Origin of the sequence: Sinimarinibacterium thermocellulolyticum (assembly GCF_040327995.1) — a bacterium.
Taxonomy (GTDB): Bacteria; Pseudomonadota; Gammaproteobacteria; order Nevskiales; family Nevskiaceae; genus Solimonas; species Solimonas thermocellulolyticum.
The window spans coordinates 39,817-65,180 of the sequence record NZ_JBEPIJ010000004.1 but is presented as its reverse complement, the minus strand read 5'-3'; the positions used below and the strand labels follow the sequence as shown (position 1 = coordinate 65,180).

The 25,364-nt window shown below is 64.7% G+C and carries 27 protein-coding genes; 7 read left to right on the top strand and 20 right to left on the bottom strand.

Annotation, left to right across the window (positions count from 1 at the left end; genetic code table 11):
- Positions 1-11: 11 nt before the first annotated feature.
- Positions 12-1,424 carry a cytochrome P450 gene (locus ABSH63_RS04795; protein ID WP_352887906.1) on the bottom strand — a complete coding sequence of 471 codons (1,413 nt, stop codon included), beginning with the start codon at positions 1,422-1,424 and terminating at the stop codon, positions 12-14.
- Positions 1,425-1,438: 14 nt separating this feature from the next.
- On the bottom strand, positions 1,439-1,759 hold the full coding sequence (locus ABSH63_RS04790) for a 2Fe-2S iron-sulfur cluster-binding protein (protein ID WP_110263783.1): 321 nt from the start codon (positions 1,757-1,759) through the stop codon (positions 1,439-1,441).
- 122 nt (positions 1,760-1,881) lie between these two features.
- On the opposite strand from ABSH63_RS04790, the gene cypR reads away from it, so the two are divergent.
- From cypR to ABSH63_RS04755, 7 genes are all read left to right on the top strand, one after another.
- On the top strand, positions 1,882-2,955 hold the full coding sequence (cypR, locus tag ABSH63_RS04785; protein ID WP_352887904.1) for a transcriptional regulator CypR: 1,074 nt from the start codon (positions 1,882-1,884) through the stop codon (positions 2,953-2,955).
- Positions 2,956-3,130: 175 nt separating this feature from the next.
- Positions 3,131-3,805: a transglutaminase-like domain-containing protein gene (locus ABSH63_RS04780; RefSeq protein ID WP_352887902.1), complete on the top strand. Its 675-nt coding sequence runs from the start codon at positions 3,131-3,133 to the stop codon at positions 3,803-3,805.
- Positions 3,805-4,290 carry a PaaI family thioesterase gene (locus ABSH63_RS04775; protein WP_352887901.1) on the top strand — a complete coding sequence of 162 codons (486 nt, stop codon included), beginning with the start codon at positions 3,805-3,807 and terminating at the stop codon, positions 4,288-4,290. Before ABSH63_RS04780 ends, ABSH63_RS04775 begins: the two co-directional genes overlap by 1 nt.
- Positions 4,287-4,763, top strand: a complete 477-nt coding sequence (locus tag ABSH63_RS04770) for a PaaI family thioesterase (protein ID WP_352887900.1) — start codon at positions 4,287-4,289, stop codon at positions 4,761-4,763. The genes ABSH63_RS04775 and ABSH63_RS04770 overlap by 4 nt, the downstream gene beginning before the upstream one ends.
- A 23-nt stretch (positions 4,764-4,786) precedes the next feature.
- Positions 4,787-6,265, top strand: a complete 1,479-nt coding sequence (locus ABSH63_RS04765; RefSeq protein WP_352887899.1) for an acetyl-CoA acetyltransferase — start codon at positions 4,787-4,789, stop codon at positions 6,263-6,265.
- Between the two features lie 16 nt (positions 6,266-6,281).
- Positions 6,282-7,469 (top strand): acyl-CoA dehydrogenase family protein, encoded by a 1,188-nt coding sequence (locus ABSH63_RS04760; protein ID WP_352887898.1) that lies wholly within the window; start codon positions 6,282-6,284, stop codon positions 7,467-7,469.
- On the top strand, positions 7,441-8,364 hold the full coding sequence (locus ABSH63_RS04755) for an alpha/beta fold hydrolase (protein ID WP_352887897.1): 924 nt from the start codon (positions 7,441-7,443) through the stop codon (positions 8,362-8,364). The genes ABSH63_RS04760 and ABSH63_RS04755 overlap by 29 nt, the downstream gene beginning before the upstream one ends.
- Before the next feature lie 171 nt (positions 8,365-8,535).
- On the opposite strand, the gene ABSH63_RS04750 is transcribed toward ABSH63_RS04755, so the two are convergent.
- The 18 genes from ABSH63_RS04750 to ABSH63_RS04665 form a co-directional block, all read right to left on the bottom strand.
- Positions 8,536-9,951 carry a tetratricopeptide repeat protein gene (locus ABSH63_RS04750; protein ID WP_352887896.1) on the bottom strand — a complete coding sequence of 472 codons (1,416 nt, stop codon included), beginning with the start codon at positions 9,949-9,951 and terminating at the stop codon, positions 8,536-8,538.
- A complete protein-coding gene (locus tag ABSH63_RS04745; RefSeq protein ID WP_110263774.1) occupies positions 9,948-10,631 on the bottom strand; it encodes an energy transducer TonB in 684 nt (227 codons plus the stop codon). The genes ABSH63_RS04750 and ABSH63_RS04745 overlap by 4 nt, the downstream gene beginning before the upstream one ends.
- Positions 10,632-10,636: 5 nt before the next feature.
- Positions 10,637-11,047 carry an ExbD/TolR family protein gene (locus ABSH63_RS04740; RefSeq protein WP_110263773.1) on the bottom strand — a complete coding sequence of 137 codons (411 nt, stop codon included), beginning with the start codon at positions 11,045-11,047 and terminating at the stop codon, positions 10,637-10,639.
- The gene (locus tag ABSH63_RS04735) at positions 11,047-11,454 is read right to left on the bottom strand and encodes an ExbD/TolR family protein (protein ID WP_352887894.1); all 408 of its coding nucleotides are present in this window, start codon (positions 11,452-11,454) and stop codon (positions 11,047-11,049) included. Before ABSH63_RS04735 ends, ABSH63_RS04740 begins: the two co-directional genes overlap by 1 nt.
- Positions 11,451-12,008: a MotA/TolQ/ExbB proton channel family protein gene (locus tag ABSH63_RS04730; RefSeq protein WP_352887892.1), complete on the bottom strand. Its 558-nt coding sequence runs from the start codon at positions 12,006-12,008 to the stop codon at positions 11,451-11,453. The genes ABSH63_RS04735 and ABSH63_RS04730 overlap by 4 nt, the downstream gene beginning before the upstream one ends.
- 23 nt (positions 12,009-12,031) lie before the next feature.
- A complete protein-coding gene (locus ABSH63_RS04725; RefSeq protein ID WP_352887890.1) occupies positions 12,032-13,408 on the bottom strand; it encodes a MotA/TolQ/ExbB proton channel family protein in 1,377 nt (458 codons plus the stop codon).
- A 53-nt stretch (positions 13,409-13,461) separates the two neighbouring features.
- Positions 13,462-14,181 carry a DUF3450 domain-containing protein gene (locus ABSH63_RS04720; protein WP_434223245.1) on the bottom strand — a complete coding sequence of 240 codons (720 nt, stop codon included), beginning with the start codon at positions 14,179-14,181 and terminating at the stop codon, positions 13,462-13,464.
- A 217-nt stretch (positions 14,182-14,398) separates the two neighbouring features.
- Positions 14,399-15,178, bottom strand: coding sequence for a 2-oxo acid dehydrogenase subunit E2 (locus tag ABSH63_RS04715; protein WP_352887888.1), 780 nt, complete (start codon positions 15,176-15,178; stop codon positions 14,399-14,401).
- Positions 15,175-15,405 carry a biotin/lipoyl-containing protein gene (locus tag ABSH63_RS04710; RefSeq protein WP_352887886.1) on the bottom strand — a complete coding sequence of 77 codons (231 nt, stop codon included), beginning with the start codon at positions 15,403-15,405 and terminating at the stop codon, positions 15,175-15,177. Before ABSH63_RS04710 ends, ABSH63_RS04715 begins: the two co-directional genes overlap by 4 nt.
- 38 nt (positions 15,406-15,443) lie before the next feature.
- Positions 15,444-16,427, bottom strand: coding sequence for an alpha-ketoacid dehydrogenase subunit beta (locus ABSH63_RS04705; protein WP_352887884.1), 984 nt, complete (start codon positions 16,425-16,427; stop codon positions 15,444-15,446).
- A gap of 14 nt (positions 16,428-16,441) precedes the next feature.
- Positions 16,442-17,419, bottom strand: a complete 978-nt coding sequence (locus ABSH63_RS04700) for a thiamine pyrophosphate-dependent dehydrogenase E1 component subunit alpha (protein ID WP_352887883.1) — start codon at positions 17,417-17,419, stop codon at positions 16,442-16,444.
- Between the two features lie 19 nt (positions 17,420-17,438).
- On the bottom strand, positions 17,439-17,753 hold the full coding sequence (locus ABSH63_RS04695; RefSeq protein WP_352887881.1) for a 2Fe-2S iron-sulfur cluster-binding protein: 315 nt from the start codon (positions 17,751-17,753) through the stop codon (positions 17,439-17,441).
- Between the two features lie 241 nt (positions 17,754-17,994).
- Positions 17,995-19,140: a hypothetical protein gene (locus ABSH63_RS04690; protein ID WP_352887878.1), complete on the bottom strand. Its 1,146-nt coding sequence runs from the start codon at positions 19,138-19,140 to the stop codon at positions 17,995-17,997.
- A 94-nt stretch (positions 19,141-19,234) separates the two neighbouring features.
- Positions 19,235-20,359 (bottom strand): acyl-CoA dehydrogenase family protein, encoded by a 1,125-nt coding sequence (locus ABSH63_RS04685; RefSeq protein ID WP_352887876.1) that lies wholly within the window; start codon positions 20,357-20,359, stop codon positions 19,235-19,237.
- A 25-nt stretch (positions 20,360-20,384) separates the two neighbouring features.
- Positions 20,385-21,545, bottom strand: a complete 1,161-nt coding sequence (locus tag ABSH63_RS04680) for an acyl-CoA dehydrogenase family protein (RefSeq protein WP_352887873.1) — start codon at positions 21,543-21,545, stop codon at positions 20,385-20,387.
- A gap of 68 nt (positions 21,546-21,613) precedes the next feature.
- Positions 21,614-22,816 carry an OmpA family protein gene (locus ABSH63_RS04675; RefSeq protein ID WP_352887872.1) on the bottom strand — a complete coding sequence of 401 codons (1,203 nt, stop codon included), beginning with the start codon at positions 22,814-22,816 and terminating at the stop codon, positions 21,614-21,616.
- Positions 22,817-22,828: 12 nt separating this feature from the next.
- Positions 22,829-23,125, bottom strand: a complete 297-nt coding sequence (locus ABSH63_RS04670) for a hypothetical protein (protein ID WP_352887870.1) — start codon at positions 23,123-23,125, stop codon at positions 22,829-22,831.
- 54 nt (positions 23,126-23,179) lie between these two features.
- Positions 23,180-25,330 (bottom strand): TonB-dependent receptor, encoded by a 2,151-nt coding sequence (locus ABSH63_RS04665; RefSeq protein ID WP_352887868.1) that lies wholly within the window; start codon positions 25,328-25,330, stop codon positions 23,180-23,182.
- Positions 25,331-25,364: the final 34 nt, after the last annotated feature.

The window sequence follows — 25,364 nt, the reverse complement described above, 5'->3', positions numbered from 1 at the left end:
CCGATAGCGCCTCAGCCTTTCGCCGTCAGTTTGACCATCAGCGTTTCATAGCCGCGCACGAAGTTGGACTGCACCCGTTCGGGCTCGCCGACGACGTCGATACGGTCGAAACGCTTGAGCAGCTCCTCCCACAGGATGCGCAGCTGCAACTCGGCCAGTCGGTTGCCCATGCAGCGGTGGATGCCGTAGCCAAACGACAGGTGGTTGCGCGCGTCCTTGCGGTCGATAATCAATCGATCAGGATCATCGAACTTGCGTTCGTCGCGATTGCCGGATGCGAACCACATCACGACCTTGTCGCCCTTCTTGATGGTCTGGCCGCAGAGCGTCACATCCTGCGTGGCGACCCGGCGCATGTGCGCCAGCGGCGTCTGCCAGCGGATGATTTCCGAGACCATGTTCGGAATCAGCGACGGGTTCCCCTTCAGCTTGGCGAACTCTTCCGGGAACTGGTTCAGAGCCAGCACACCGCCGCTCATGGAATTGCGCGTGGTGTCATTGCCACCGACGATGAGCAGGGCCAGATTGCCGATGAACTCCATCGGTCGATTGATCATGTCCTTCGTGTCGTCGCTGCTCTGCAGCAGGCTGATCAGGTCGAAACTGCGGGCCTCGCCCGCCCGGTGACGCGCCTGCTTGTCACGCCACAGCTTCGAGAAGGACCAGGCCATGTCGGCGGCGGCTTCGAACATGTTCTCTTCATCGTCAAATTCGCCGCCCGACGCCGCTGTCGTGCCGGCCATTCGATCGGACCAGTCGATCAGCTTGTGCCGTTCCTCGTAGGGGAAGTCCAGCAAGGTCGCCAGCATGCGGCCTGTCAGCTCCTTGGATACCGTCGGCACCCAGTTGAAGGCTTGGTTCAGCGGCAGGCTGTCGAGCACCTCGGCGGTGCGCGAACGGATCAGACCTTCCATTTCCTTGAGATTCTGCGGCGCCACCACATTCTGGACCGAGCGCCGCTGCACATCATGCTTGGGCGGGTCCATGGCGATGAACATCTCCACGGGCATCCCTTCCGGGAAGTCCCCCAGCACGATCATCGGCTCGGAGGAAAACAGTTCGTGGTTCTTGTCCACGAGCAGGATTTCCTCGTAGCGCGTGACCGACCAGAACGGCCCAAAGGGGCTGTTCTTCTGGTAGTGCACAGGCGCCTCATCACGCAGCCGCTTGAAATAGGCGCGCCACTGGTCTTGCCGGTACAGGAACGGGTTGCTGAGGTCGATGTCCTCGAGCGCCAGCGTGTCGACATCGGGAACGGGCGTTTCAACGAACTGGAGCGGGGGCCTGCGCGGGCCGAAGATCTTCTTCTTCGCCCTCACCAACAACTTCAGTGCCTGGATCTGCAAATGCATCGGCACCACTCTGGCCGTGGCGTTGACCAGCTTCGTCTGGGCAATATCGATTGCCTGCAATTGTGTTGACATGGCGTTCTCCACGCTTACATCTGGAACTCGGGCAGCCGAACGGTCATGCCGTCCATCGCCTCGGTGGCTCGAACCTGGCAGCCCAGACGCGAGGTGGGTGCGCGTTCCGGCGTCATCGAGAGCATCTGCTCCTCGTGATCGCCGGGCGTGCCGGTGATCTCAAACCACTCCGGAGCGACGATGAGGTGACAGGTCCCGCAGGCGCATTCTCCACCGCAGTCGCCATCGACGCCGGGAATCGCGTTGTCTACGGCGATCTGCATCAGCGAGGTGCCGGTATCGAACTCGACGACGTGTTCCGTTTGGTCGTGCGTGACAAACCTGATCTTGCCCAATGTCTCTCTCCTTCGGATGGCCTTGTCTCAGGATGTTCCGTGAACCGCAGGGCGCCAGCGAGGTCATTTGTTGACATATTGGGGTCATTTGAAGACACTCTGTTGCGGCCAGCGAAACCCTCATGAAGACGATGCAGCAGCTGAACGGTCGACCCCATCGGGAAGCCGACCTCCCCGTCAACTACTCCTGGCTGATTGCACGTGAGCTCGGTCTGGCGGCACGACAACTGCCCCGCTTGCTGAAAGGCACGGGGTTGAGCGTTGCGAAGTTCCTCAGCGAGGACTGCCTGCTCACCACGCCCCAGCAGGTGCGCATCCTGCGCAACGCGATGATGCTGTCCGGCCAGCCGGACTTCGGCCTGCGGCTGGGCAAGCGCCTGACCCCCGCGACCCACGGGGCGATGGGCTTCGCCGCCTTGAGCAGCCCGGATCTGCAGAGCGCCTTGCGGGCGATCCACACTTTCCTGCCCACGCGCGCCAATTTCGTCCAACTGCAGTTGCGTCGAACCAAGGGCTATCTGGAATGCGGACTGAGTTTCCATGTATCGCTGGACGACGACATCCAGCGTTGCCTCGCCGACACGTTGGTGAAAGTGCTGGTGGACTTTGGCGAGTTCGTCGTCGGCCACCCGCTCGACGAAGCCGAGATCGGCTTTCCCCACCCGGCGCCCGACTACGCGGCGGTCTATTCAGACTACCTGACCGGGCAGATTCGCTTTGGCTGCAAGGCACTGACCCTCAAGTTTCCGATCGCGTTGTGCCGTAAACCGAATGCCTCCGCCAATCATGAGTTCTATGGCCTGGCCCTGCAGCAGTGTGAATCGATGTTGGCCCGGCTGCAGCCGCAGCGACCGAGCTATCGGAACCGACTCAAGAAGCTGCTGCTGTCGCATCCTCCCGGAACCCTCGGCGAGGACGAGGCCGCAGCCTCCCTGTTCATGAGCAAACGCACGCTGGCGCGAAAACTCAAGCAGGAACGGTGTGGCTTCCGGGCCGTTCGCGACGAGATCCTGTCTGAACAGGCGACGAGCTACCTGTGCGACAGCCAGCTGTCGGTCGAGGCGATCGCGGCGCTGATGAACTACCACGACGCCGCCAACTTCAGGCGCGCTTTCAAGCGCTGGTTCGGCCAGCCCCCGGAGCGCTATCGGCAGCTCGGCGGTTTGCGCGCGCCATCCCCCGCGCCATCCCCTTAGAGCCCTTCAGCCTCGCACTGAGGGCCGCCCCCGCAGTCTTCAAATGACCCCGTACTGGCACAAAATGACCTTGTGCGCCTTCCAACCTCCGCGCGACGCTGAGTTGGCGTAACGAGTCGTGCAGGCGTTGTTCGCGCCTGACCGCCGGCGCCCTCCCCACCGACCGACGACCCTGATGACTGCTGCCCCCCACGACGCCCTCGCGCCCGGCGCGTTCATCGACAGCGATCACCCCGACATCCAGGCCTTTGCCCGCAGCCGCGCCGGGACCGGCGACGACCGCCAACGTGCCGTGCGGCTCTACTACGCGGTGCGCGACGAAATCCGGTACGACCCCTACCGGTTCTCGCTGGATCCGGTGCATCTGCGCGCCAGCGCCATCCTCGCCGCGGGCAGCGGCTATTGCGTGCCCAAGGCCGGTCTCCTCACCGCCTGCGCCCGCGCCGCCGGCATTCCCGCGCGCATCGGCCTGGCGGACGTCAAAAACCACCTGGCCAGTCAACGCCTGCTGGCTTTGATGCAAACCGATATTTTCTACTGCCACGGCTATACCGAGCTGTGGCTGGACGGCCGCTGGATCAAGGCCACCCCGGCATTCAACATCGAGCTATGCGAACGTTTCGGCGTCAAGGCGCTGGACTTCGACGGCCGCGCGCACGCACTGATGCATGAGTTCGATGCGGCGGGGCGCCGCCACATGCAGTACCTGGCCGATCACGGCCCGCGCGCCGACCTGCCTTTGGCGGAGTTGGAAGCCGTTTATCGCCAGCATTACCCGCGCCTGCTGGCAGCAAACCACCCCGCCGGCGGCGAGCTGGGGATGGAGATCGAGCAGGAAAGGACGCGCTGATGGTAGGGGAAGGCGGCTTGCCGGGCGGCGATCCGGTGGCGGTGGTCCGGCAGTTCGGCGAGCAGGTACCGCACAGCCGGGACCTGGGCATGCAGGTACTTGCAATGGAAGACGACCAGGTTCGCATGCGCCTGGTCCCGCAACCCTGGCTGCTCGACGACGATGACGCGGCGGACCTCTGCAGCAGCGTTCTGTATTCGCTGGCCGACTCGGCCGCCGGGCTTGCGGTGTACGCCGCGACGCGGACGCTGACACCCATCGCCACCCTGGACCTGCGCATGGATTATCTGCGACCGGCCGCCGGCGACCGCGCGGTGGTGGCCCTCGCCCGCTGTCTTCGCTTCACGGAGGACGTCGCGCTCGTCCACTGTGAAATCCGGTCCGAAGGCCAGACGCAGCCGGTGGCCACGGGGACGGTCACCTTCATGCGCAATACCCCGGGCCAACTCTTTCAGGCCGCCGACGAAGGGGATCAGCGCGCATGACCGACGTCCGCCCGGGGCCACCGATGCGAATCCCTGGCGCCGATGCCGAGGCCGCCTGGCAGATCCTGCTGGCGCGCATCCCCTACGCCCGCCATCTCGGGCTCGAGGTCCGACGGCACGACAGCGGCAGGGAACTCCACCTGCCCTATCGCGAGCCCCTGATCGGCAACATCCTCCTGCCCGCCCTGCACGGCGGCGTGCTCGGGGCGCTGGTCGAGATCACCGCCCGGGTGGCCGCGCAGAGCGCGGACGCAGACGGGCGGCGGCCGCAGCTGCTGAACTGTGACATCGACTACCTGCGCTCCGCGCGGGCGCAATCCACGTTTGCCCGCGCCGAGATGATCCGCCTGGGTCGCCGCAGTGGTCTGGTCCGGGTCATCTGCCGGCAGGACGATCCCCGCAGGCCCATCGCCGTCGGGCGGGTGCAACTGCTGTTTCCCGGCGCTGCCGGGCCAACACGAGGGCCAAGATGACTCCAGGGGAAGCACGCACACCGGTGCTGGTCGGCGCCGGTCAGATCACCGCGCGCGAGCCGGATGATGCCCGCACGCCGATCGACCTGATCGCCGAGGCGGCCCGCGCTGCGGCTGCGGACTGCGGCGTGGCCGGCGTGCTGGGACAGGTCCGGTCACTGACCTGTCTCAACATCCTGGCACCGGCCTATCCCGATGCCCCGGCCAGCCTGGCGCAACGCCTGGGTATCGATCCCGGCGAGCGCTTCTACACCCCCATCGGCGGGAACATGGGCCAATGGCTGGTCGGGTACTACGCCGGGCGCATCGCCGGCGGCGAACTCGACTGCGCCTTGATCGCGGGCGGCGAGGCGCTGGCCACGCAGATGCGCGGCCGGAGTGCCGGTCTGTCCGGCGTGATCGATACCGCGAGCGGCGAAGGCCCGCGCTTGCTCGGGGACGAGCGCGCGCCGACGAACAGGACCGAACAAGGCCACGGACTGGATCTGCCCATTCAGATCTATCCCCTGTTCGAGCAGGCTTTGCGCGCCCGCTACGGCCACGACCCGGTTGCACACCGGCAGATGCTGGGCGAGCTGTATGCGCGGTTCAGCGCCGTCGCTGCCAGCAATCCACAGGCCTGGCGCCGCGAATCGCTGTCGGCGGCCGACATCGCCGAGCGTACGCCCAAGAACCGCATGGTCGGCGCGCCATACACCAAGCATCTGAACGCTCTCATCGCGGTGGATCAGGCCGCCGCACTGGTGATGATGTCGGCGGCCAAGGCCCGGCAGCTGGGCATCGACCCCGAGCGCTGGGTATACCCCCTGGCTGCGGCAAGCGCCCACGAGCGCTGGTTCGTCTCCGAGCGGGCCGATCTGTCCCGCTCCCCGGCGATCACGGCCTGCGGCCGGCGGCTGCTCGCCGCCGCCGGACTTGCCATCGACGAGATCGATCACCTTGACCTGTACAGCTGTTTCCCCAGCGCGGTGCAGATCGCGCGCGACGCACTGGGCATTGCCGCACACGATCCCCGGCCGCTGACCGTCACGGGCGGGCTGGCATTTCACGGCGGGCCCGGCAACAAATATTGCACCCACGCCATCGCCGAGGTCATGGCCCGCATCCGCGCCGACCGCAGCGCCACCGGCCTGGTCAGCGGTGTCGGCTGGTACATGAGCAAGCACTCGCTGGGGCTCTACGGCGGGCACCCGCCCAGCGGCGGATGGCAGCCAGTCGATACGGCCGGGCTGCAGGCTGAAATCGACGCCGGCCCTGGCGTGGACGTCGTGGAGCAGGCCGAAGGCACGGGCCGCATCGAGACCTATACCGTCATGCACGACCGCACCGACCGCCCGGTTCAGGGCATCGTCCTCGGCCGCCTGCGCGACGGTCGGCGCTTTGTCGCCAACACACCCGCCGATCAGGACCTGCTGGCTGCCATGACCACCGAGGAGTTTCTCGATCAGCCGGGCCGCGTGCATCACGACGGCCGACGCAATCGGTTTACCCCGCAACGATGACGGGGAGGAGAAGACGATGATCAGCAACGCATCCGATATGCCGTTTGGCCCGGGCAGCGTGGCCGAGCGCATGCACGATATCCGTGAGGCCGCCCGCGTCGTGAGCGAGGGCTTTTCCCGTGCATACATGCGCGAATGCATCGACCAGCACCGCTTCCCGCAGGAGATCTGGGAGACGCTGGGCGAATACGGACTGCTCGGCATCTCCATCCCGGAGGATCTGGGCGGCTCCGGCGGCGGCCAGGTGGAGCTGGTGGCGCTGATGGAAGCACTGGCCGAAGCAGGACTGGTGCTGCCGATGTTGCTGCTCACCGGCTTTGCGCGGGTGCCGATCATCCGCCATGGCACGCCCGAGCAGATCGAGCGTTTCGTCAAACCGACGATCAGCGGCACCGAGAAACTGTGCTTTGCCATCACCGAACCGGATGCCGGTACCAACAGCTTCGCGATGTCCTCGCTGGCGACACGGGAGGGCGATGGCTACCGGCTGACCGGGCGCAAGGTGTTTATCTCCGGCGCGGCGGACGCCGACCGCATGCTGGTCGTGGCCCGCACCCAGAAGGTCGGCGAGGTCGGGCGCCGCACCGAGGGCATGTCGCTGTTCGTGGTGGATACCGATGCGCCCGGCGTGCAGCTGCAGCCGCTGAACATCGATGTCGGTTGGCCCGAGCGGCAGTACCTCGTGTTCTTCGACGAGGTCCGGCTCGATGCGGATCGCCTCATCGGCCTGCCGGGCCAGGGACTGGCCGGCATGTTCGAGGCGCTGAACTCGGAACGCCTGCTGGTGACCGCCATGTCCGTGGGCTTGGGCAACTACGCGCTCAAGAAGGCCGTGGCCTACGCCAACGAACGCAAACCCTTCGGCGTCCCCATCGGCGGCTACCAGGCCCTGCAGCACCGGCTGGCCGAGGCCAAGGCCGAACTGGAGGCGGCGCGACTGATGATGATCCAGGCCGCCGCAACCTTCGACGCCGGCGGCAATGCCGGCGCGCACGCCAACATGGCGAAGCTGCTGGGCTCGCGCGCGGCGGTCAAAGCCGTCGAGGCCGCCCTGCAAACCCACGGCGGCTACGGCTTCGACCGGGACTACGACATCATCACCCTGTGGCCTTCGGTACGGCTGATGGAGATCGCACCCATCAACAACGAAATGCTGCTCAACTACATCGGCGAACATGTCCTTGGCCTGCCCAAATCCTATTGACACGCGCGTCGCCATCGCGCAAGACGGGTTCACGGCCCCCGACGGCCGGGAGATCGTCCTGTGGCGCTGGCCGCGATCGGAGGTGCGCCCCACCCTGCACTGGGCCCATGCGACGGGTTTCCATGGCCGGCTGTACGCGCCCTTGCTGGACGCCCTGGCAAGCGATTGCAATGTACTGGCCTGGGACATGCGTGGCCATGGGGCCAGCGCCGGGGCCGCGGATATGGCGACCTTCCGCGGCTGGGAAACCTACTACCAGGACCTCACCGCCTGGTTGGCGGCCCAAGAGGCGCCGGTTTGGCTGGCCGGGCATTCCATCGGCGCCACCACCAGCCTCATGGCCGCGGCCCGACGACCCGACAAGGTGCTGGGCCTGATCTTGGTGGAGCCCGTGATCATGGATCGCTGGCAGGGCTGGCGGCTGTGGCTGGCCAAGCGGCTGGGCCAGTCGCAGCGGTTCTCACTGGCCGCGGGCGCGGCACGCCGCCGCCGGGTGTTCGACTCACAGGCCACGGCGCTCAGCAATTATCGCGGCCGCGGGGGATTCCGGACCTGGCCGGACGAGTGGCTTGAGGCCTATGTCCGCCATGGCCTGGTGCCGCATGAGAATCAGGTTCGCCTGGCCTGTTCGCCGGAATGGGAGAGCACCACCTTTGCCCACACCGAACACAACCCGTGGCCCGGTATCCGTCGCTTGCAGTGTCCGGTGATCGCCTTGGCCGCGGAGCGTGCGTCCACCTTCTCGCCAGCGGCACGCCAGCGCCTGAGTGCTTTGCTGCCTCTTGCTGAAGTCAACACCATCGCCGGAGCGACGCATTTCTTGCCTATGGAGCGACCGGAGGCAGTCCTCGACACGGTACGTTCTGCTTTGCGCATGGGAGCAAGCAGGAATTGAGGAGAGGGTGCGGTCGACACGCGTCGTGTCCCCAGCTGCCGCTCGGGTCTGTCGAGCGATCCGCAGTTTTCAGAAAAAAAGCGAGATGCCCGCAACAGGGGCATCCCGCCAGGGACGCGCCACGAGCCGGTTGGGATCGGCATTGGACGCGGGGGAGAGTCGGTAGGCGAGCTATGCGTGAGCCGTCTCGGCCGCGCGCCCTTCGGTCACGGGCGTGGCCTGCTCGATCTCTGCCGGCTGTGCAGCCGATTCGTTATCAGACTCGACGTCGGCCGGATCGTCTGCGACGGGCGCGGCCTGCGGTCCGGTGGCCGGGTCCTGCTCGAGGACCCGCTTGCGCTCGATCTCGGCGCCGACGAATTTGATCCAGTTCGATGCGATCTCGCCGTGCTGGTCGGATTCGGACGCGGCGATGAAGGTCCTTCTGGCTTCGCTCAGGCGCCCGGCGTTGAATTGCGCGGTGCCCAGCTGCATGCGGATGCCGGCGGGGTCGTCCAGGTCCTTGCCCTTGAGGGCCTGCTGGAAGGCGTCGATCGCCGCGTCCCAGTTGCCGGCCTCGGCGTGCGCCTGGCCGAGGAAGGCGTAGTGCCGGGCTTCGCCGGTCAGCTCGGCCAGCCGCTTGAGCACCGGGATCTGCGCTTCGCGTTCCTGCGCCAGTGACAGCGCCTGCGCGTACAGCTGCAGGGTCTCGGCGTCCGGCTCGATCGCCTGGTCCTTGAAGGCTTTCGTGAGCAGCTGCACCGCCGGGTACGGCACGTCCTCGACCAGGTAGAGCCGGGCCAGATTCAGCAGATCGCCCTTGCTCGTGACCAGGCCGCCCAGGTAGCCGGCGTGCAGCGTCGCCAGCTGCTTTTTCTGCTCGCCCATCAGCCCGTACATGCCCGAGAGCTGCAGCACGTAGCTTTCGCTCGGATACTGCGCGACCAGGATCTCCAGCACCTTGGCGGCCTTGGCGTAGTCGCCCAGCTCGTAGTACACGGCCCGCAGCAGGGCCAGCCAGTTCTCCTTCGGCGCCTGCTGCTTTTGCCGGGCCAGCTTGAGGGCGTCGATCAGCGCGGTTTCGGCCTTCTTGAAGTCCTCGAGCTGGTAGTGCGCCTGCGCCAGCAGCACGTAGGCGTCCGCCGAGGGCTCGGGCACCGTCTTGAACCACTGGTTCAGGACCTGGATCGCCTTGGGGTAGTCCTCGCTGACGAAATACATCTGCGCCAGCGCAAACAGGGTGCTGTCTCTCAGTCCTTCCGGCAGGTTCGGGGTCTTGAGGATCTCGATGTACGACGCGATCGCCTTGGGCGTGTCGTCGAGGTTGTAGTAGACGGCGGCGTAGAGGTTGAACAGCGTCGCGCGCTCGTAGTCGTTGAGCTTGTCGCCCCGGGCCTTGACCACGTCCAGTGCGGTGATCGCCGCGGCGTAGTCCTTGGCGTCGATCGCCTGCTGGGCCTTCTCCAGATCCTTGAAAACCGCCTGGCTGATGAATTGCGTCTGCCTGGTCTGCGGTTTTGAAGGCTTCTTGCTGTCCTGGGCGTGGACCGGCGCGCTGATCAGCAGCGCCGTCAGCAGCGGCAGGATCACATGACGGATGCCCCTCATCGCCGCCGCCCCTCTTCGATCTCGAAGGTGATCAGGTGCTGCACGCCCGGCACTTCGATGGGTCGCCCGTTTTCGACGCGCGGCTTGTACTTGAATTTGACCACCGCCCTTTTCGCCGCCTCGTCGAAGATGCCCGGCGGCTCGGATTCGAGCACGACCGGATCCCGGACCGCGCCGGTTTCGGTGACGGTGAATTGCAGCAGCACCCAGCCTTCAATCCCGCGGGACTGGGCTCTGGAGGGGTAGATCGGCGCGACTTTGACGATCGGCAGGTATTCGCCGTCCGAGGCGGACAGTCGGAATCCGGCGCTGGTCAAGCTGCTGTCGACCCGCATCTGGCCGATCTGCACCGCGCCGGCGGTCGGCGCCTGCGCCTGCACCTGCGGCGGCGGCGCGTCCGGGGCGTCTTGCGGCTTGTCCGGCTTTTCCGGCTTGGGCCGCTCGATCTCGAGGTTCTGGTCGCGCTTGATGCGCACGAAGTCGATGATCTTGCCACTGGGACTGTCGCTCATCGCTTCGCGGCCCGCCGCGACCAGCTCGGCCATCAGCCAGTACAGGGCAAACGTGACGATCACGGCAATGCAGCCGCCCAGCACCAGCCTGAGGAAGTTTCGGACCGGGTTGCCGGCGGCGCTGGCGACGGACAGGTCGGTGGTCTGGGCGCTGGCGTGGATCTGCATGCGCCTTACTCCTGCGCCTCGGTGGCCACCGCAATGTCGGTGACGCCGGCGTCTCTGGCCGCGTCCATCACCTGCATCAGCTGCTTGCTCCTTGAGTCCTTGTCGGCCTGGATGATGACCGCACCCTGCGGATTCTCGGCCTTGAGCTTGGTGATCGTGGCCTTGAGCTGTCCGGGCGGGACGTTCTTGCGGTCGATCCAGATCTCGCCGGTGGGCGACAGCGCAATGAAGATGTTGGCCTTGTCCTGCTTGTAGGCGGTCTCGGCCTCGGGTCTTGTGACCTCGATGCCGGCTTCCTTGATGAAGCTCGCGGTGACGATGAAGAAGATCAGCATGATGAAGACGACGTCGAGCATCGGCGTTAAGTCGATCGCGCTGTCGTCTTCGGCTTGCTGGGCGGCGCTAAAAGGATCCATCAGTTCAGCTCCGCAATGGAGACGTCGACGGCGCCGGCCAGGCGCGCGGCGTCCATCGCCTTGATCAACAGCTCGTTGCGCGCCTCGGCGTGCGCCTGCACCACCACCGGGGCCTCGGGCTTCTCCGCTCGCAGCCGCTCGATGTTGGGGCGCACCGAGCGCACGTCGACGCGGCGCGGCCCGATGAAGATCTGGCCGTCGGCCATGATCTTGACCACGATGCTCTGGCTCTCTTCGGTCGGCGGCTGCTGCTGCACCGCCGGCTTGTTGACCTCGAAACCCGATTCCTTGAGGAAGCTCGCGGTGACGATGAAGAAGATCAGCATGATGAAGACCACGTCCAGCATCGGCGTTAAGTCAATCGCGCTGTCTTCTTCTTCCTGCGGCAGCTGGGTCAGGATTTTCATGCGCTCCGGCTTCCCTCGATATCGATCGTCAGGTGGTCGGCGAGCAGCTCGACCCGGCGCTTGACGGTGGATTCGAGCCAGACGATCACGAAGATGCCGGACAGCGCACCGACCATGCCGGCCAGGGTCGGGATCGTCGCCTGCGACACGCCCGAGGCCATCAGGCGCGGGTTGCCCATGCCGGCGAAGGCCATGACGTCAAACACGGCAATCATGCCGGTCACCGTGCCCATCAGACCAAAGAGCGGGCAGACGGTGACCAGGGTCTTGATCGTCGACAGGTAGAGCCGGGCGTTGAGCGCGATGCCGGCGATCAGCGCCCGCCGGATCTGGTGCGCCTGCCAGCTCGCACGCTCGCTGCGCTGCTGCCACAGGTCGATGACCGCTTTCTCCTGCTGCGGCAGCACCCACTTGAAGTAGACGAAGCGCTCGACCGACATCGCCCACATCATGAAGATGACCACCGCGATCGCGATCAGCACCGGCCCGCCCGCCTCCAGGAAGTCCTGGATGCGCTCGACGATGTCGAAGAAGCCTAGGAGCAGGATGTCCATTGCTCAGGGGTCAGGGACCGCGCTTACGCGCGGCTGCCCTTTTCCATGTACTGGGCGATCAGGCCGGCGCTCTGTTCCTGGAGCATGTGCACGACGGCTTTGGCTCTCGTACTGCAGATGCTGTGCAGGAAGACCGTCGGGATCGCCACGCACAGGCCCTGCACGGTGGTCACCAGCGCCTGGCTGATGCCGCCGGCCATGGTCTTCGGGTCGCCGGTGCCAAACAGGGTGATGGCCTGGAAGGTGTTGATCATGCCGGTCACGGTACCCAGCAGACCCAGCAGCGGTGCGGCGACGGCGATGATCTTGAGGAAGGTCAGGAAGCGGTTGAGGCTCGGCAGCTCCTTGAGCACGGCTTCGCCCAGCTTCATTTCCAGGGTCTCGGCATTGACGCCCCGGTTTTCGTGGTACGCCATCAGCACCCGGCCCAGCGGGTTGCCGGTCTGCGGGCTGTCAAGGTTGCGGCGCTGGGCCGCGACCTTGGCGCCGATGATGGACAGGGTGATCAGGCGCTCCAGCGCGACCAGCAGCGCGACCGCGCCCAGCGCGAGGATGACGTAGCCGACCAGTCCGCCCTGCTCGATGCGATCCCCGAGGCCCGGGGCTTCGACCAGGCGCTCCAGTAGCGAGCCACCGGTCGGGTCGAGGTCGATGCGCGCCACCGGATCGGTGCTGCTCGCGTAGTCGTCGAGCCGGTCGAGGGTGTCACCGCCGGGCTGGCGTTTGAGCTCGGCCAGACTTTGCGTTTCGCCGCGCCACGACAGGTATCGGGCCGGATCGGCGGAGACGACGTCGAACGCGCCCAGGCGGATGACGTCGCGCTGGCCTTGCGTGCCGTCGGCCAGCAGCACCGGCGCTTCGAAACGCACGATCTTGCCGGTCTCGGTCATTTCGCGCTGCAGCTCGAACCACAGCCGCTCGATCTCCTCGATCGTCGAGATCTCGGAGGCACGGCTCATCTTCTTGGCGAAGGCTTCGAGAAACTCGGTGCGGTCGGGGTACTGCGCGGAAATCGGGCTGTCGAAGAAGATGCCCTGCAGGTCGCCCGAGGTCTGCTGGAAGATGCCGAACAGCTCTTTGAGCGCGCCGAGCTTGTCGTCGAGCTGTTGCTGGCGGGTGTCGATTTCGCGCTTGTTGAGGTCGAAGCGGGCCTCGAGCTCCGACCCGCGGTTTTCGAGGGCGTCGCGCCGCGCCTTGGCCTGCGCCAGCAGATTGGCCTGCTCGCCGACAGCCCGGGCGAATTCCGCTTCGCGCTGCTGCAGCTGGCCCTGGTCGGCCAGGGTCTTGGTGCGCACCTGCTCGAGCAGCTCGTCGAGCGTCGCCGCGCTGTCGTCCTGGGCAAAGGCCGGGGCGCTGGCCAGCAGGCCGGCCATCACAAGACTGCGCAGCGCGTGGCTCATGCTTGTCTGGAAACTGGAAACTGGGCGCTTGAAACGGGTGGGGAAACTGCCGTTCATGACGCGTCTCCGGCAGTCGGCAGCGGCAGGGTCAGCAGATTCGGCGCGGTGAGCTTGCGCGCGACGCGGATGGCTTCGCGGATGGGGTTGCGGTCGGACGCCGGCAGCTTCACCCAGCTCTTGGTGTCCACGTCCCAGCGCGCGCTCTGCGTGCCGTCGAGAGTCTGGTAGTACAGGCCGATGCGGCCCACTCTCAAGAAATCGACTTCGAGTTTCTGGCCGTCGACGTCGACGGCGCCGGTATACGCCTCGATGGTGCGGCCGAATTCGAGCTCGATCAGGTAGGCCTCCAGCACCTGGCGGAATTTCTCGGCCACGGTGACGTCGACCCGGTCGATGGCTTCGAGCACAAACTGCAGGCGCTCGGCACGCTCGCGCGGCAGAAACGGGATGTCCAGCGCCACGAACTGCTCCAGCGCCGAGACCATCCGCAGCATCAACGGCAGGATCTGGCGGTCCACCGTCGTCGCCTGCGCGATGCTGTCGTCGAGAATCGCGATCTCTTCGCCCTGAAGCCGCAGCTGGCGCTCAAGCTGGCGGTTGTAGGCCTCAAGCCCCTCGATCTCGCGCAGCACCGTGCGGTATTCGTCCGCAAGACTGCGGCGCTGCTCGCCCAACGCATCAACCCGGTCCTGGCTCGAGGCCTGCGCCACCAGCCACTCGTTGCCCGCTTCGATCACTTCGGGGACGGTCGCGGCGGGGGCGCCCAGAGACATGGCAAGCGCAATGAGCGGCGCCATGCGGCTCGCCAATCCGGCGCCGTGACCGCCCATTCCATGCCGGCTGATTCCAACCCGTTTCATCTGTTGTTCTCCTCAAACCCGACCAGTCATTCGCTGATCCCGGGTTCGCACGTTTAGTTGAGTAGACTGTCTTGCGATCACACTGGTTTGTCGCGTCGAACGCTGCGCTGCTCCTAGGCACCTTCTCAGGTCATGGCTCCGCGACATGCCCCGCAGAAATGCCAGATTCCATTGCCGTTTCGACGAACCGGCAGAACCGCGCCGCGTCGGCACCGTTGATGACCCGGTGGTCGTAAGACAGCGACACCGGCAGCATTGAGCGCCACTCGACGGTGCCGCTGCCGGTCGGCCGGGGCGCAAGGCGCGTGCGGGTCAGCCCGAGGATCGCCACTTCGGGGAGGTTGATGATGGGTGTGAACCCCGTACCGCCAACACTGCCGAGGGACGACACCGAGAAGCTCGCGCCACTCATTTCGCTCATCGGCAGACCCTTGCCGTGCGCCAGGGCGACCAGCGACGCCATCCTTTCCGCAATCGCCTTGACGCTCAGTTCGTCGACCGCGCGAACCACCGGCACGAACAGCCCCTTCGGACTGTCGACCGCCACGCCGACGTTGTAGAACTTCTTGAAGATCAGGTGCTGACCGCTGGCATCGAGCGATGCGTTGAATTGCGGAAACGCCTTGAGCGCCTCCGCGACGGCCTTGATCACAAACGGCAGCACCGTCAGCTTGAACCCGCTCGCCTCCGAGAGCTTGGGCCGCGCCTGCTCCAGGACGGTGATGTCGAGCTCATCGTGATGTGTCACGTGAGGAATCTGCGTCCAACTCCTGGACAGGTTGCGGGCGACGATCGACTGAATCCTTGAAAGCGGCAGAACCTCGACCTCGCCGTAAACTCGGTATTCCGCCGCCACGTCGCCCAGATCCGCAGACGACTGGCCCGCTTGCGCATTGGAACCCGGCATCATCCGATCTCGCCTAGCACGGTACCCACTTCGTATTCCTGGCCCGCCTGCGCGACGATCTTCAGCGTGCCGCTCTCGGGAGCCTCGATCTCTTCCACCGACTTCTCGCTTTCCAGGCAATACAGCGGCTGACCTTTGGTGACCTGACTTCCGTCTGCCGCCAGCCATTCAGTCAACGTCCCACTGCTCATCGAAAATCCCAGCTTCGGCAATATGATCGAGGTGCTCACGAGTAATCAATCCACGCAAATGATTTGGGAGTGCGCAATCAGGCCATCGTGCGCCGAACCGCATTGAGAATATCTGACTGGCTATAGAGGTACGCGGTCTCCAGATGCTTGGCGAACGGCACCGGGATGTCCTTGGACGCCACGCGCTGCACAGGCGCCTTGAGATCGGCGTGCAGCGACTCGTGAATGCGTGCGCTAAGCTCTGCGCCCACACCAAAGGAGCGGCATGCTTCATGGACAATCACTGCGCGCCCGGTCTTTTTCACTGACGTCAGGACTGTCTCCATATCGAGCGGTGACACCGTACGCAGATCAATCAGTTCCGCGCTGACGTTCTCCTTCGCCAGCTTGCCCATCACGCCGTGCAGATCGATCATCGAGCGGCTGTATCCGATCAGCGTGACGTCTTTCCCTTCCTGGACAATCTTGGCTTTGCCAAGCGGGATCGCTTCACCGCGTTGGGGCATCGGCCCCGGGGCCCAGTAGCTCCCCATGTGCTCGACAAAGATCACCGGGTCCTCGTCGGCGATCGCCGCGCGCATCAGTCCGTAGGCATCGACGGTGGTCGAGGGCATGACGACCTTCAGGCCCGCGGTATGGCAGAACCAGGCTTCCAGAAAGTCCGAATGCTGCCCGCCGTTCTGAAAGCCCGATCCGGTCATCATGCGAATCACCAGAGGCACATGCGTCTTACCGCCCGACATGTAGCGGATCTTGGCCGCATGGTTCGTAATCTGGTCCATGCACACGGCTGTGAAGTTCATCAGCATGATCTCAGCCACCGGGCGCATGCCTGCGATGGCGGCCCCCACGGCTGCGCCGATGAAGCCCATCTCGGAAATGGGCGTGGATCGCACACGATCCTCGCCAAACTTGCTCGACAGCCCCATTGTCACCTTCAGGATGCCGCCGCCCTCCGGATCGGCCACGTCCTCTCCCAGCACAACTACGCGTGGGTCGCTCGCCATGGCATCTTCCAGCGCCATGTTGATGGCCATCGCGATATTTGTTGACTCGCTCATGTCAGTTCTCCAGATCAGGCAGACAGCGCGACCACGTCGCGCTCCAGTTCCTCGAGCCCGCAGACCGGACTGGAGAACGCGAACTCGACCGCTGCATCGACCTCGCGCTCCGTCTCGCCCTCAATCGCGTCGAGCTGCTCAGCGGTCGCCGCACCCGTATCGATCAGACGCGCACGAAACGCCGGATACGGATCCGCCGCAACTGCGGCTTGATATTCCGCCTTGGGAATGTATTCCCCCATATCGCCAATCAGGTGACCGTTGAACCGGAACGTGACGGCCTCGATCAAAGTCGGCCCCTCGCCAGCCCGCGCGCGCTCCACCGCCTCCGCCGCCGCCGCGTACACGGCTTCCGGCGAATTACCGTCGACATGAACGCCCGGAAGGCTGTAGCCCGCAGCGCGGTCCGAAATGCGCGCAACAGCAGTGCCCTTGGCGTACGCGGTGTGCTCCGCGTAGCGGTTGTTCTGGCAAACAAACACCACGGGAAGCTTCCACACCGAGGCCAGGTTCAGTGACTCGTGGAATGCACCAATATTGGCTGCCCCATCCCCGAAGTTGCAGACCGTGACCCGCTTTTCGTTCTTCAGCTTCGATGCCCACGCCAGCCCGCAGGCGATCGGCAGGCCCGCACCCACGATGCCGGTGGTGACCATGCAACCCGCTTCCGGGTGTGTGACGTGCATCGGCCCCCCTTTGCCTTTGCACGCACCCGTGGCACGCCCCGCCAACTCGGCCCAGATCAGCTTCGGCGGCACGCCCTTGGCCAGCATGTCGTGGATGCCCCGATAGATCGTCACGAGGTAATCCGATGTGTCCAGGTGCATGCTGATCGCCGCCGGAATGCATTCCTGTCCGCGCGCCGAGTAATACGGCATCATCAGCTTGCCGGACTTGAGCGTTGCAATGAAGCGCTCGTCGTTCTTTCGGATCAGCGCCATCTTTTTAAAGATGGCCAGACCGGTTTCCTTGCTCCATGTCGGTGATTTCATCAGCGGTTCTCCTGGTTCGCTACTGATGGGGGGCGACCTCGATGACCAAGCCATCCAGAGCCGGTGTAACCTCGACCTGGCACAAGAGGCGACTGTCCGGCCGCACGCTATCCAGTGCCTCCAACAATGCGCGCTCGTCCTCGGACGGCGGCGGCAGCACGGCCATGCCGGCCTCGCCGACGTAGCCATGACAGGTTGCACAACTGCAACAGAAGCCGCACGTGGCATCGACACCCGCCACTCCGTTCTCCACTGCTGCACCGGCCAGATTTGCGCCCGGCGCGACTTCTGCCGTCCAGCGCTGGTTTCCGTTGACAAACACGATGGCGAACATCGCCTCAGTCCGCTTTTCTGTTTGGGTACCGCATTCGAATGTTCCGTCCATTTTATGGGTAATACACCAGTCGTTCAGCTCGGTATTATCTACCTGTCCGCGTGAGATTAAAAGTGGATCGCCGCGAAGCAGTAGGTGCGCTAGTAGCCTGAACCCGCTGTTGTCTGTTGGCCGGCGCTCCATAAGCGGAGCGCCGCACCAATAAACATAAGGACGCGTCGAATAGCCGCTGCCTCAACTTCTAAAGAATGCCGCCCAGAAGCCCCGACAACAAGTTAACCGCCACTCTGAGTACGATGTCAGCCACCGGAGCGCCAGCACCAAGTAGCGGAGTGGCTATCGCGGGGACAAGCACTAGCAGCAGCTGGGCCGCGAGCGGTCGCGTCAGGTTCCCCACGGTCCACAACAAATCCTGCAAGGGTGCGCCGCTCGAAGCCTTGGCGACAATTTCCGCTGAGGCCTGATCCGCATCGTCCTGAATCTGCGCGCTGCCGATCCCCAAGCCCGCGATGGCCTGCGGCGCCTGCTTCTCAAGGGCAGCCACCGGCACCAGCTCGGTCAGCACGTTGCCCGTGACGGCCGCGATGAAGGCCTCGAGCGAAGCAGCGACGCCCGGCTCGTCGAACACCAGCGCCGTACGATACAGCGTGGCCGCCTGGTTCAGTGCTTGCGCCAAAGCGTGTAGAGTTCCGCCGATCACCGGCGTGTCGCGAACCTCCGGGGCCAGCTGCGGCATCGCGCCCTGCATCGCAACATCAAGATCGTCGAGCATGGCACTGAAGGCCGCGATGTCGACAGAGCCCTCGGTCGAGCGCAATGCTGCGCGCTCCAGCGCCGGACCCAGTGTACGGGTCAAGGGCTCAAGTGGCCCGCCGTCGAATGCTCCGAGCACCGTGCCGATCTCGCCAAGTGTCCACTGCGAGCGCGCGCAGGCCGCATCGTCGCCGGACAGCGCCCCCAGAAAGCCGGCGATGCCGACCACCAGGCTTTGCGACCGCTGCGACAGCGCGGTCTGATCCGGCTGCAGAAGCGCCGGATTGGAAAACTCGGCCGCATCGCGCAGCGCACTGAGCATCTGGTCGCCCAAATCCAGGACGGCCTGGCTGAGCATCACGTCGGCGCAGCGCATGACACTGCGCAGTGCCGCATCAGAAACAGCCTGATCGGAGAAGGCCTGAACACCGTCGATGCTCAGCGACTCCTGCAGCGGGTCGAGCGCACCGGACATCGGCGAGGCCTGAACGGCCTTGTCCTGCGCGGCAGGCTGCGTCTGCGAGTCACCTGATCCGCCGCAGGCGGACAGCACCGCCGCTAGGCCGATCACGCAGATCAGCCGATACCGCGTGGCAGATACAGTCCAACCGCTTCCAGCTTTCATGTCTTTCATGTCAACTTCTCCTCTCATGACGCCTTCTCCGTTACTCGGTTATGTCACTCACCTATCCAGCCGCGTCTTGGTCAGCAGGGCCCGCCGGATGCCATCAGTTCAAGGGCTCATACCGCATCGCGCGCGTGAGGTGAAACTCGCGATCGCCATGGCGCAGCCGATAAGCCGTCAATCTGCGGAAGTAGTGGCCAACATCCAGCTCTTCGGTCACACCGATCCCGCCATGCAACTGCACGGCCTGCTGGGAAATCAATCGCGACGCATCTCCAACGTAAACCTTGGCGCTAGACACCGCGAGTTTCCGCTCGTCCGCGGTCCCCGCGGCCGTGCGCATCGCGGCCAGAAGGATGAGCGATCGCGACTGCTCCAGCTCAAGGTACATTTCGGCCAGCCGATGCTGCAGTACCTGATAGCTCGCCAGCGGGGCACCGAACTGCTTTCTCGTGCGCACGTAGTCCAGTGTCTTTCGGAACACGGCTTCCATCGCACCCAGCGCAGCTGCGGAGTCCGCGAGGATCGCAAAGTCGATGCCCGCTTCGAGCGCGTCCGATCCGCCCTCGATCTCGCATTCCGGTGCGACGCGCACCTCGTCGAACCGGACATTCGCGGCAACACCGCCGCCCATCACCGGATAGGACTCCAGCGTCAGACCCGGGGCGTTCACGGGCACGACAAACAGCGAAACCTGCCCGGCAGGCGGCGCGCGGTCCGCCGAGACAATCAGGTGACTTGCATTCGGCGCATTGAACGCACACTGCTTGCTCCCGGTGAGCGTGTACCCATCGCCGGCTGGTCGCGCGGTGACGGCGCAGTAGCCGGGATCGCCGCGCCCGTCGCGCTCTGCGTACGCCAAAGCCATCTGCTGCTTACCCGCAACCAGCGCTTCCAGCCACTCTCTCTGGAGGTCTGCGGAGCGAAGCTGCAACAGCAACCGAGCGGGAAGCAAGGCACCGCTCAGATACGGCTCGACGACCAGCGCCGCTCCGAGCGCCTCGTTGACAATGACCGCATCGATCGCATCGCCGCCCAGCCCACCCAGAGCTTCGGGCACGCCGATACCCAGCCAGCCGAACTCTGCAAATTGCTGCCAGACACTGGCATCGCAGTGCCCTTCCGCGGCAAGTGAGCGGTGATACTGCGCAAAGTCGTAACTCTCTTCCAGGTAACGCGACGCGCTGTCGCGCAGCATCAGTTGTTCGGAAGTCAGCGAAAAGTCCACAACAAGTCTCCGATCGATGCGGCAATCAATGTTGCGCCAGCAACAGCTTGGCCATGATGTTCTTCTGAACCTCGTTGCTGCCGCCGAAGATCGATGACGCGCGCAGGAAGTTATAGCGCTCCGCGGCCCATTTGAACGTCCGGATCGACCCCGACACATCCGTCAGCCAAGGCAGACACTCCAGGCCGCCGATCTCCAGCTCCGCCTCGGAAATGGCCTGCTGGAGCTCAGAGCCTTTGATCTTGAGTACCGACGGCTCCAAACCGATCGGACTGCCGCGCGCGGCCAGGTCGAGGACGCGAAGATGCGTGTACTCGAGCGCCAGCAGCTGCACCCTCAGTTCGGCCAAGCGGCGGGCAATTGCGGGGTCGCTCGCCCGTGCGGGGTCCGCGGCCACGACCTTCCGCAGCATCCCGAGCTGACGCTTTGACTCCGCAACCCCGGCGATGCCGGTCCGCTCATTGACGAGCAGGTATTTGGCAATCGTCCACCCCTGCCCTTCCTGGCCCACCAAGTTCTCGATCGGCACCTCGACATCCGTGAAGAACACTTCGTTTAGGTGATGATGCCCATCGATGGTGCGGATCGGCCGGATCTCGATGCCCGGAGAACGCATGTCGATCATCAGGAACGAGATTCCCTGCTGCTTGGGAACATCGGCGTCTGTGCGTACCAGACAGAATATGAAATCCGCCCAATGCGCGTGCGTGGTCCAGATCTTCTGGCCATTGACGACATAGCGGTCCCCCCGTCGCTCGGCGCGCGTCTTCAACGCTGCCAGATCTGAGCCGGCCTGCGGCTCCGAAAAGCCCTGACACCAAGCTTCTTTGGCATCTCGTATGGCAGGCAGATACCGGTCCTTCTGCGCCTGACTGCCGAATTTCATCAGCACGGGACCCAGCATGATCACGCCAAACGGCGAGATCGGCGGTCCTCCCGCCAACGCGCGTTCCGCATCGAAGATGTAGCGCTGCGTCACCGTCCATCCTGGGCCGCCATACGCCTTGGGCCATGAATAGGCGAGCCAGCCCTTGTCCGCCAGCTTTCGCTCCCACGCCCGGTTCAGCTCGTAGTCGTTGGGAATGCCGAAGTTGGGCGCCTCCGGACTTCGGGGAACGTTCTGGCGCATCCACTCGCGCACTTCGGCGCGAAACGCCTCTTCATCCGGGGTAAAGTCAATGTTCACGGGCTGCCTGTCGAGGGGGGTAGGTTGAGAGCGGCGACGCTGTGCTCACACGGGCTCGGCGAATCAGATCAGTCTTCATCCGGACTGCCGGCCTGGGTGATCTTGAGCTCCACGCGTCGGTTGAGTGCGCGGCCTTCCGCGGTGTCGTTGCTTTCGATCGGCTCGGCCTCGCCCATGCCGATCGCCGTCAGGCGGTCCGCAGAAATACCGGATTCGACGAGGTAATCCATCACGGCGCGCGCGCGTTCGTCGGACAGCATCAGGTTGTACTGGTCGGAGCCCTGCGCGTCCGTGTGCCCCACGATCTGGACATGGATCTGCGGGTTGTCGTTCAGCTCGCTGACCACATCGTCTAGCAGGGTTCTCGTGTTGGGATCGAGCTCGGCGCTGTCGAGCGCGAAGTTGACGCCCCTGAGCACAATGACATCACCCGTCCCGCAGCCGGCCAGTGACACACGTTCGCCCGGCTCCGGCGTGCGACAAGGCGGCGGCGGCGGAGGTGGCGGCGGAAGCGCGCAGCCCACGTCATCCACCGGCGTGTCCGGCGCTGTTCCGGGGCATTCGTCCACTGCATCAAGCACGCCGTCATGGTCGCTGTCAGCATCCGCGACCGGCGGCACCACCTGCGCTGGCGCAGGCGGCGGCGGCGGCGGACGTTTGTTCGCCAACGGCAAATGCAGGCCCAGGTTGGCTACCGCGGTCTTGAAGTCGCGGGGCGCAGGCACATCCTCACGTTCCGCATTCAGCCGTTCCTCGCGCGTACCGTACTGATAGCGCGCCTCGGCGCGCACGGCAAACTCGTAGTTGCCCCACTGGATCGGGAACAGGTAGCCCAGTCCGGCATCGACGTTGACGATTGGAAAAGTGCCGGTGAATCGGCCGGCCGGATCAGGGTAGTCCTGGACTTCCACCGCGCCGAACCCCAGGCTGCCGTAGAGCCGCGGCAGGGACTGGAACGGGAACAGCAGCCCGTTGATGGTGAACCCGACCACGGTCGCATCCTCGTCGGCCTCGGTCGCAAAGCTCTGGTATACAGGACCGGCCTCCATCGCCCACACGCCGTCGCGAAAGCCGAACAAGGCCGCCGCACCGTAGCCATCCTTGAACTGCGAGTCGTCCAGCGCGCTGCGGTACGAGGCCAGCGGCGCGAAGTAAGACCCCGATTCCAGCGGCGCATCGCGCGTTTCCAGCGCCACCGCGCTTGGGGCCGACAGTGCCAGCACAGCCGCACCCAAGCCGCACAGCAGATCACGCGTGTTCTTCTGCGTCATGGTCTTTCCCCCTCAGAACTGCCAGTTGAACTTGATGCCGTACGACGCGCCCGGGGCCAGATAGTCGGCGGTGCCGAAGTCGACATGAAAGCGGCCGTAGTTGTACTTCTCGTCGGTGATGTTGCGCCCGAAGACCGTCGTGCGCAGATTCCAGGGGTCGTACAGGTAGCTCACGCGCGCATTGACAACTTGGTAGGCGTCCTCCTCGTCCTGAGGGGCGTTCTGGGCCAGATAGAAGAATCCCGAGTTGTAGTACAGGTCCGCGCCGATCTCGAGCTCGCCGCCGCGCACCGCGGTCGTCTTCGACAAGCCCAGCGTGCCGCTAAACTCCGGGGTGCGCGTGACGCGATTGCCCGAAAAATCCTAGCCCGTTTGCAGAAGTCCGGTCACCGGATCAAAGCCGCTGCCGTTTTTGTATTCGGTATAGACCGCGTCCAGGTAGGTGCCATTGGCGATCAGAATCAGATTGTCGATCGTGTTGGGAAACAGCGGCACCAGGGCATCAAACTCGAAACCGCGGTTGCGCGCGCCGCCAGCGTTTTCCTGGGTGACTGCGCCACCCTGCAGCAGGGAGACGAACTGCACCTGCAGGTTGGTGATCTCGTACCAGAACGCCGCGGCATTGAAGGTCGCCAGCCCGCCGAAAGGCGACCACTTGATGCCGATTTCATAGGCATCCATCTCCTCCGGCTCGATTTCCTCCGGCGGGTCGTAGATGTTGATCAGGTTGTACTGCGATCCCTTGATCGCCTGCTGGAAACTGGCGTAGGTCATCAGCTCCAGGCCGGGGTCCGGACGGAACTCCAGCGTCACCTTCGGCTTCAGGCTTCTGACGTTGCGCTTCTGGCCGGTGTAGCGCTGGATGAACACCACCGGATCGACGTTGGTGTCGCCCAGACCGGAACTGGACTCATCCAAATAGCGGGTTTCGTCTTGGGCGCGCGCACCGACCGTCAGGGCGAAGCGCTCGCTCAGGTCGGCCGTGGCCTGAAAGTACAGCGCACGCGAATTCAGGGTATTGGCGCCCACCAGACGGATCTGACCGGAGGGCACTCCAAAGCCCAGCAGCGGCTCGAGCAGCGCATCCAGCAGATCGACGAGACCCGGCGGCAGCGAAATCGTTGCATTCTCAACGCCGGTCGATAGATCCAGTCCGGCCAGGGCCAGAAACACCGGGTCCAGGCGGGCGTCCCATTGCACCCAATAGAAGCCCGCATTCCAACGCAGCCAGTCCGCGCCCCAGCTGTTTTCATTCGACACGAGCTGGAATTCGGCCGTGTCGACCCGGTTGATAGCCCCGTTCTTCGTGCCGAAATACGCCACCGGCTGCGGCGCCCCGTCAAAATCGATGAACAGACCCGACGGCTCCTGGTTCTGATAGCTGCCCAGGACCTTGACATCGAACCAGTCCGTGTTCCAGGTGGAGCTGAGGCTGTAGATCGTGTTGTTGGTGTGGGCGAACACAGGAACGTCGTTCTCGACGGTATAACCACATTGCGGACGAATGCCGACCAGCCGCGCCAGCAGGCTGGGTTCGCAATTGCCCTGCAACCCGGACGAGGTGCCCTGTTCGAGCGACTTCAGGAATGACAGCGTCACGTCCAGGCGCTCCGTCGGCGCCCACAACAGCTTGAGGCGCGCCGATTGCGAAGAGATTTTCGGCAAGGGCTCACCGCCCGCGCGCGAGTCCTCGTCGTACCAGTGATCGCCCGACTTGTAGAGCGTCGACAGGCTGAAGGCGACTGTGTCCGTCACCGGAATGCTGGTGAACAGCTTGGCCTCAATGGTATTGAAGCTGTCGAAACCGATCTGGAATTCCGTCTCGGACTCGGTCAGCGACGGCCGCTTGGTGATGATATTCACCGCGCCGCCGTTGGCGCCACGACCGAACAGCGTTCCCTGCGGCCCTTTGAGCACTTCGATGCGATCAAGTCCAAACTGCTGGCCGGCCTGCAGTGCCGCAAACGGAAGGTAGACCCCGTCGATGTAGGTGGCCACGTTGGGGTCGCCCATCAGGAAGGTATCCGAGCCGACGCCACGTATGTAGACAATTGAAAAGCCGGAGGTGTTGGTGACGGTCATGCCCGGCGTCACCAGCGGCAGGTCCTCCTGGGTCGTGATCCCCATCGCGTCCAGCCGCTCGGCGCTGAAAGCCTGCACCGTGATTGGCACGTTCTGCAGGTTTTCCTCGCGTTTCTGCGCGGTCACGATGATCTCTTCGACCAAACGGCTGCTGGGCCGGCGCCTCGCAGGCGCCGCAGCGGCAGGCTCGACCGAGCCGCCGGCCGTGTCAGGCCCCGCCTCGGGCACAGGCGCCGCCGGCGGCGGCGGCGATGCTTCCGCCGACTCCGCCTCGGCCTCGGGCACAGCTGCCGGCGCGTCCGGGGACGGGGTCTGCGAAGGCTGTCCCTGCTCAGGCGTCAACAGAAAATCCAGATCGTCCTGGGCGAATGCAGACGCGCACGTCATCAGCACTGCGATCAATGCCCAGCGACAATTGACCATACTTCTCATGTTTCGCACTCTCCTCACGCCTGTTTGCACTGCA

Coding starts and splice junctions, on each gene's coding strand:
- ABSH63_RS04730 (WP_352887892.1), bottom strand. CDS start 12,008: ATGGACATCCTGCTCCTAGGCTTCTTCGACATCGTCGAGCGCATCCAG.
- ABSH63_RS04745 (WP_110263774.1), bottom strand. CDS start 10,631: ATGCAGATCCACGCCAGCGCCCAGACCACCGACCTGTCCGTCGCCAGC.
- ABSH63_RS04760 (WP_352887898.1), top strand. CDS start 6,282: ATGATCAGCAACGCATCCGATATGCCGTTTGGCCCGGGCAGCGTGGCC.
- ABSH63_RS04675 (WP_352887872.1), bottom strand. CDS start 22,816: ATGACGCAGAAGAACACGCGTGATCTGCTGTGCGGCTTGGGTGCGGCT.
- ABSH63_RS04770 (WP_352887900.1), top strand. CDS start 4,287: ATGACCGACGTCCGCCCGGGGCCACCGATGCGAATCCCTGGCGCCGAT.
- ABSH63_RS04725 (WP_352887890.1), bottom strand. CDS start 13,408: ATGAGCCACGCGCTGCGCAGTCTTGTGATGGCCGGCCTGCTGGCCAGC.
- ABSH63_RS04755 (WP_352887897.1), top strand. CDS start 7,441: ATGTCCTTGGCCTGCCCAAATCCTATTGACACGCGCGTCGCCATCGCG.
- ABSH63_RS04665 (WP_352887868.1), bottom strand. CDS start 25,330: ATGAGAAGTATGGTCAATTGTCGCTGGGCATTGATCGCAGTGCTGATG.
- ABSH63_RS04795 (WP_352887906.1), bottom strand. CDS start 1,424: ATGTCAACACAATTGCAGGCAATCGATATTGCCCAGACGAAGCTGGTC.
- ABSH63_RS04735 (WP_352887894.1), bottom strand. CDS start 11,454: ATGAAAATCCTGACCCAGCTGCCGCAGGAAGAAGAAGACAGCGCGATT.
- ABSH63_RS04780 (WP_352887902.1), top strand. CDS start 3,131: ATGACTGCTGCCCCCCACGACGCCCTCGCGCCCGGCGCGTTCATCGAC.
- ABSH63_RS04690 (WP_352887878.1), bottom strand. CDS start 19,140: ATGAAAGACATGAAAGCTGGAAGCGGTTGGACTGTATCTGCCACGCGG.
- ABSH63_RS04705 (WP_352887884.1), bottom strand. CDS start 16,427: ATGAGCGAGTCAACAAATATCGCGATGGCCATCAACATGGCGCTGGAA.
- ABSH63_RS04720 (WP_434223245.1), bottom strand. CDS start 14,181: ATGTCTCTGGGCGCCCCCGCCGCGACCGTCCCCGAAGTGATCGAAGCG.
- cypR (WP_352887904.1), top strand. CDS start 1,882: ATGAAGACGATGCAGCAGCTGAACGGTCGACCCCATCGGGAAGCCGAC.
- ABSH63_RS04700 (WP_352887883.1), bottom strand. CDS start 17,419: ATGAAATCACCGACATGGAGCAAGGAAACCGGTCTGGCCATCTTTAAA.
- ABSH63_RS04715 (WP_352887888.1), bottom strand. CDS start 15,178: ATGATGCCGGGTTCCAATGCGCAAGCGGGCCAGTCGTCTGCGGATCTG.
- ABSH63_RS04750 (WP_352887896.1), bottom strand. CDS start 9,951: ATGAGGGGCATCCGTCATGTGATCCTGCCGCTGCTGACGGCGCTGCTG.
- ABSH63_RS04740 (WP_110263773.1), bottom strand. CDS start 11,047: ATGGATCCTTTTAGCGCCGCCCAGCAAGCCGAAGACGACAGCGCGATC.
- ABSH63_RS04775 (WP_352887901.1), top strand. CDS start 3,805: ATGGTAGGGGAAGGCGGCTTGCCGGGCGGCGATCCGGTGGCGGTGGTC.
- ABSH63_RS04695 (WP_352887881.1), bottom strand. CDS start 17,753: ATGTTCGCCATCGTGTTTGTCAACGGAAACCAGCGCTGGACGGCAGAA.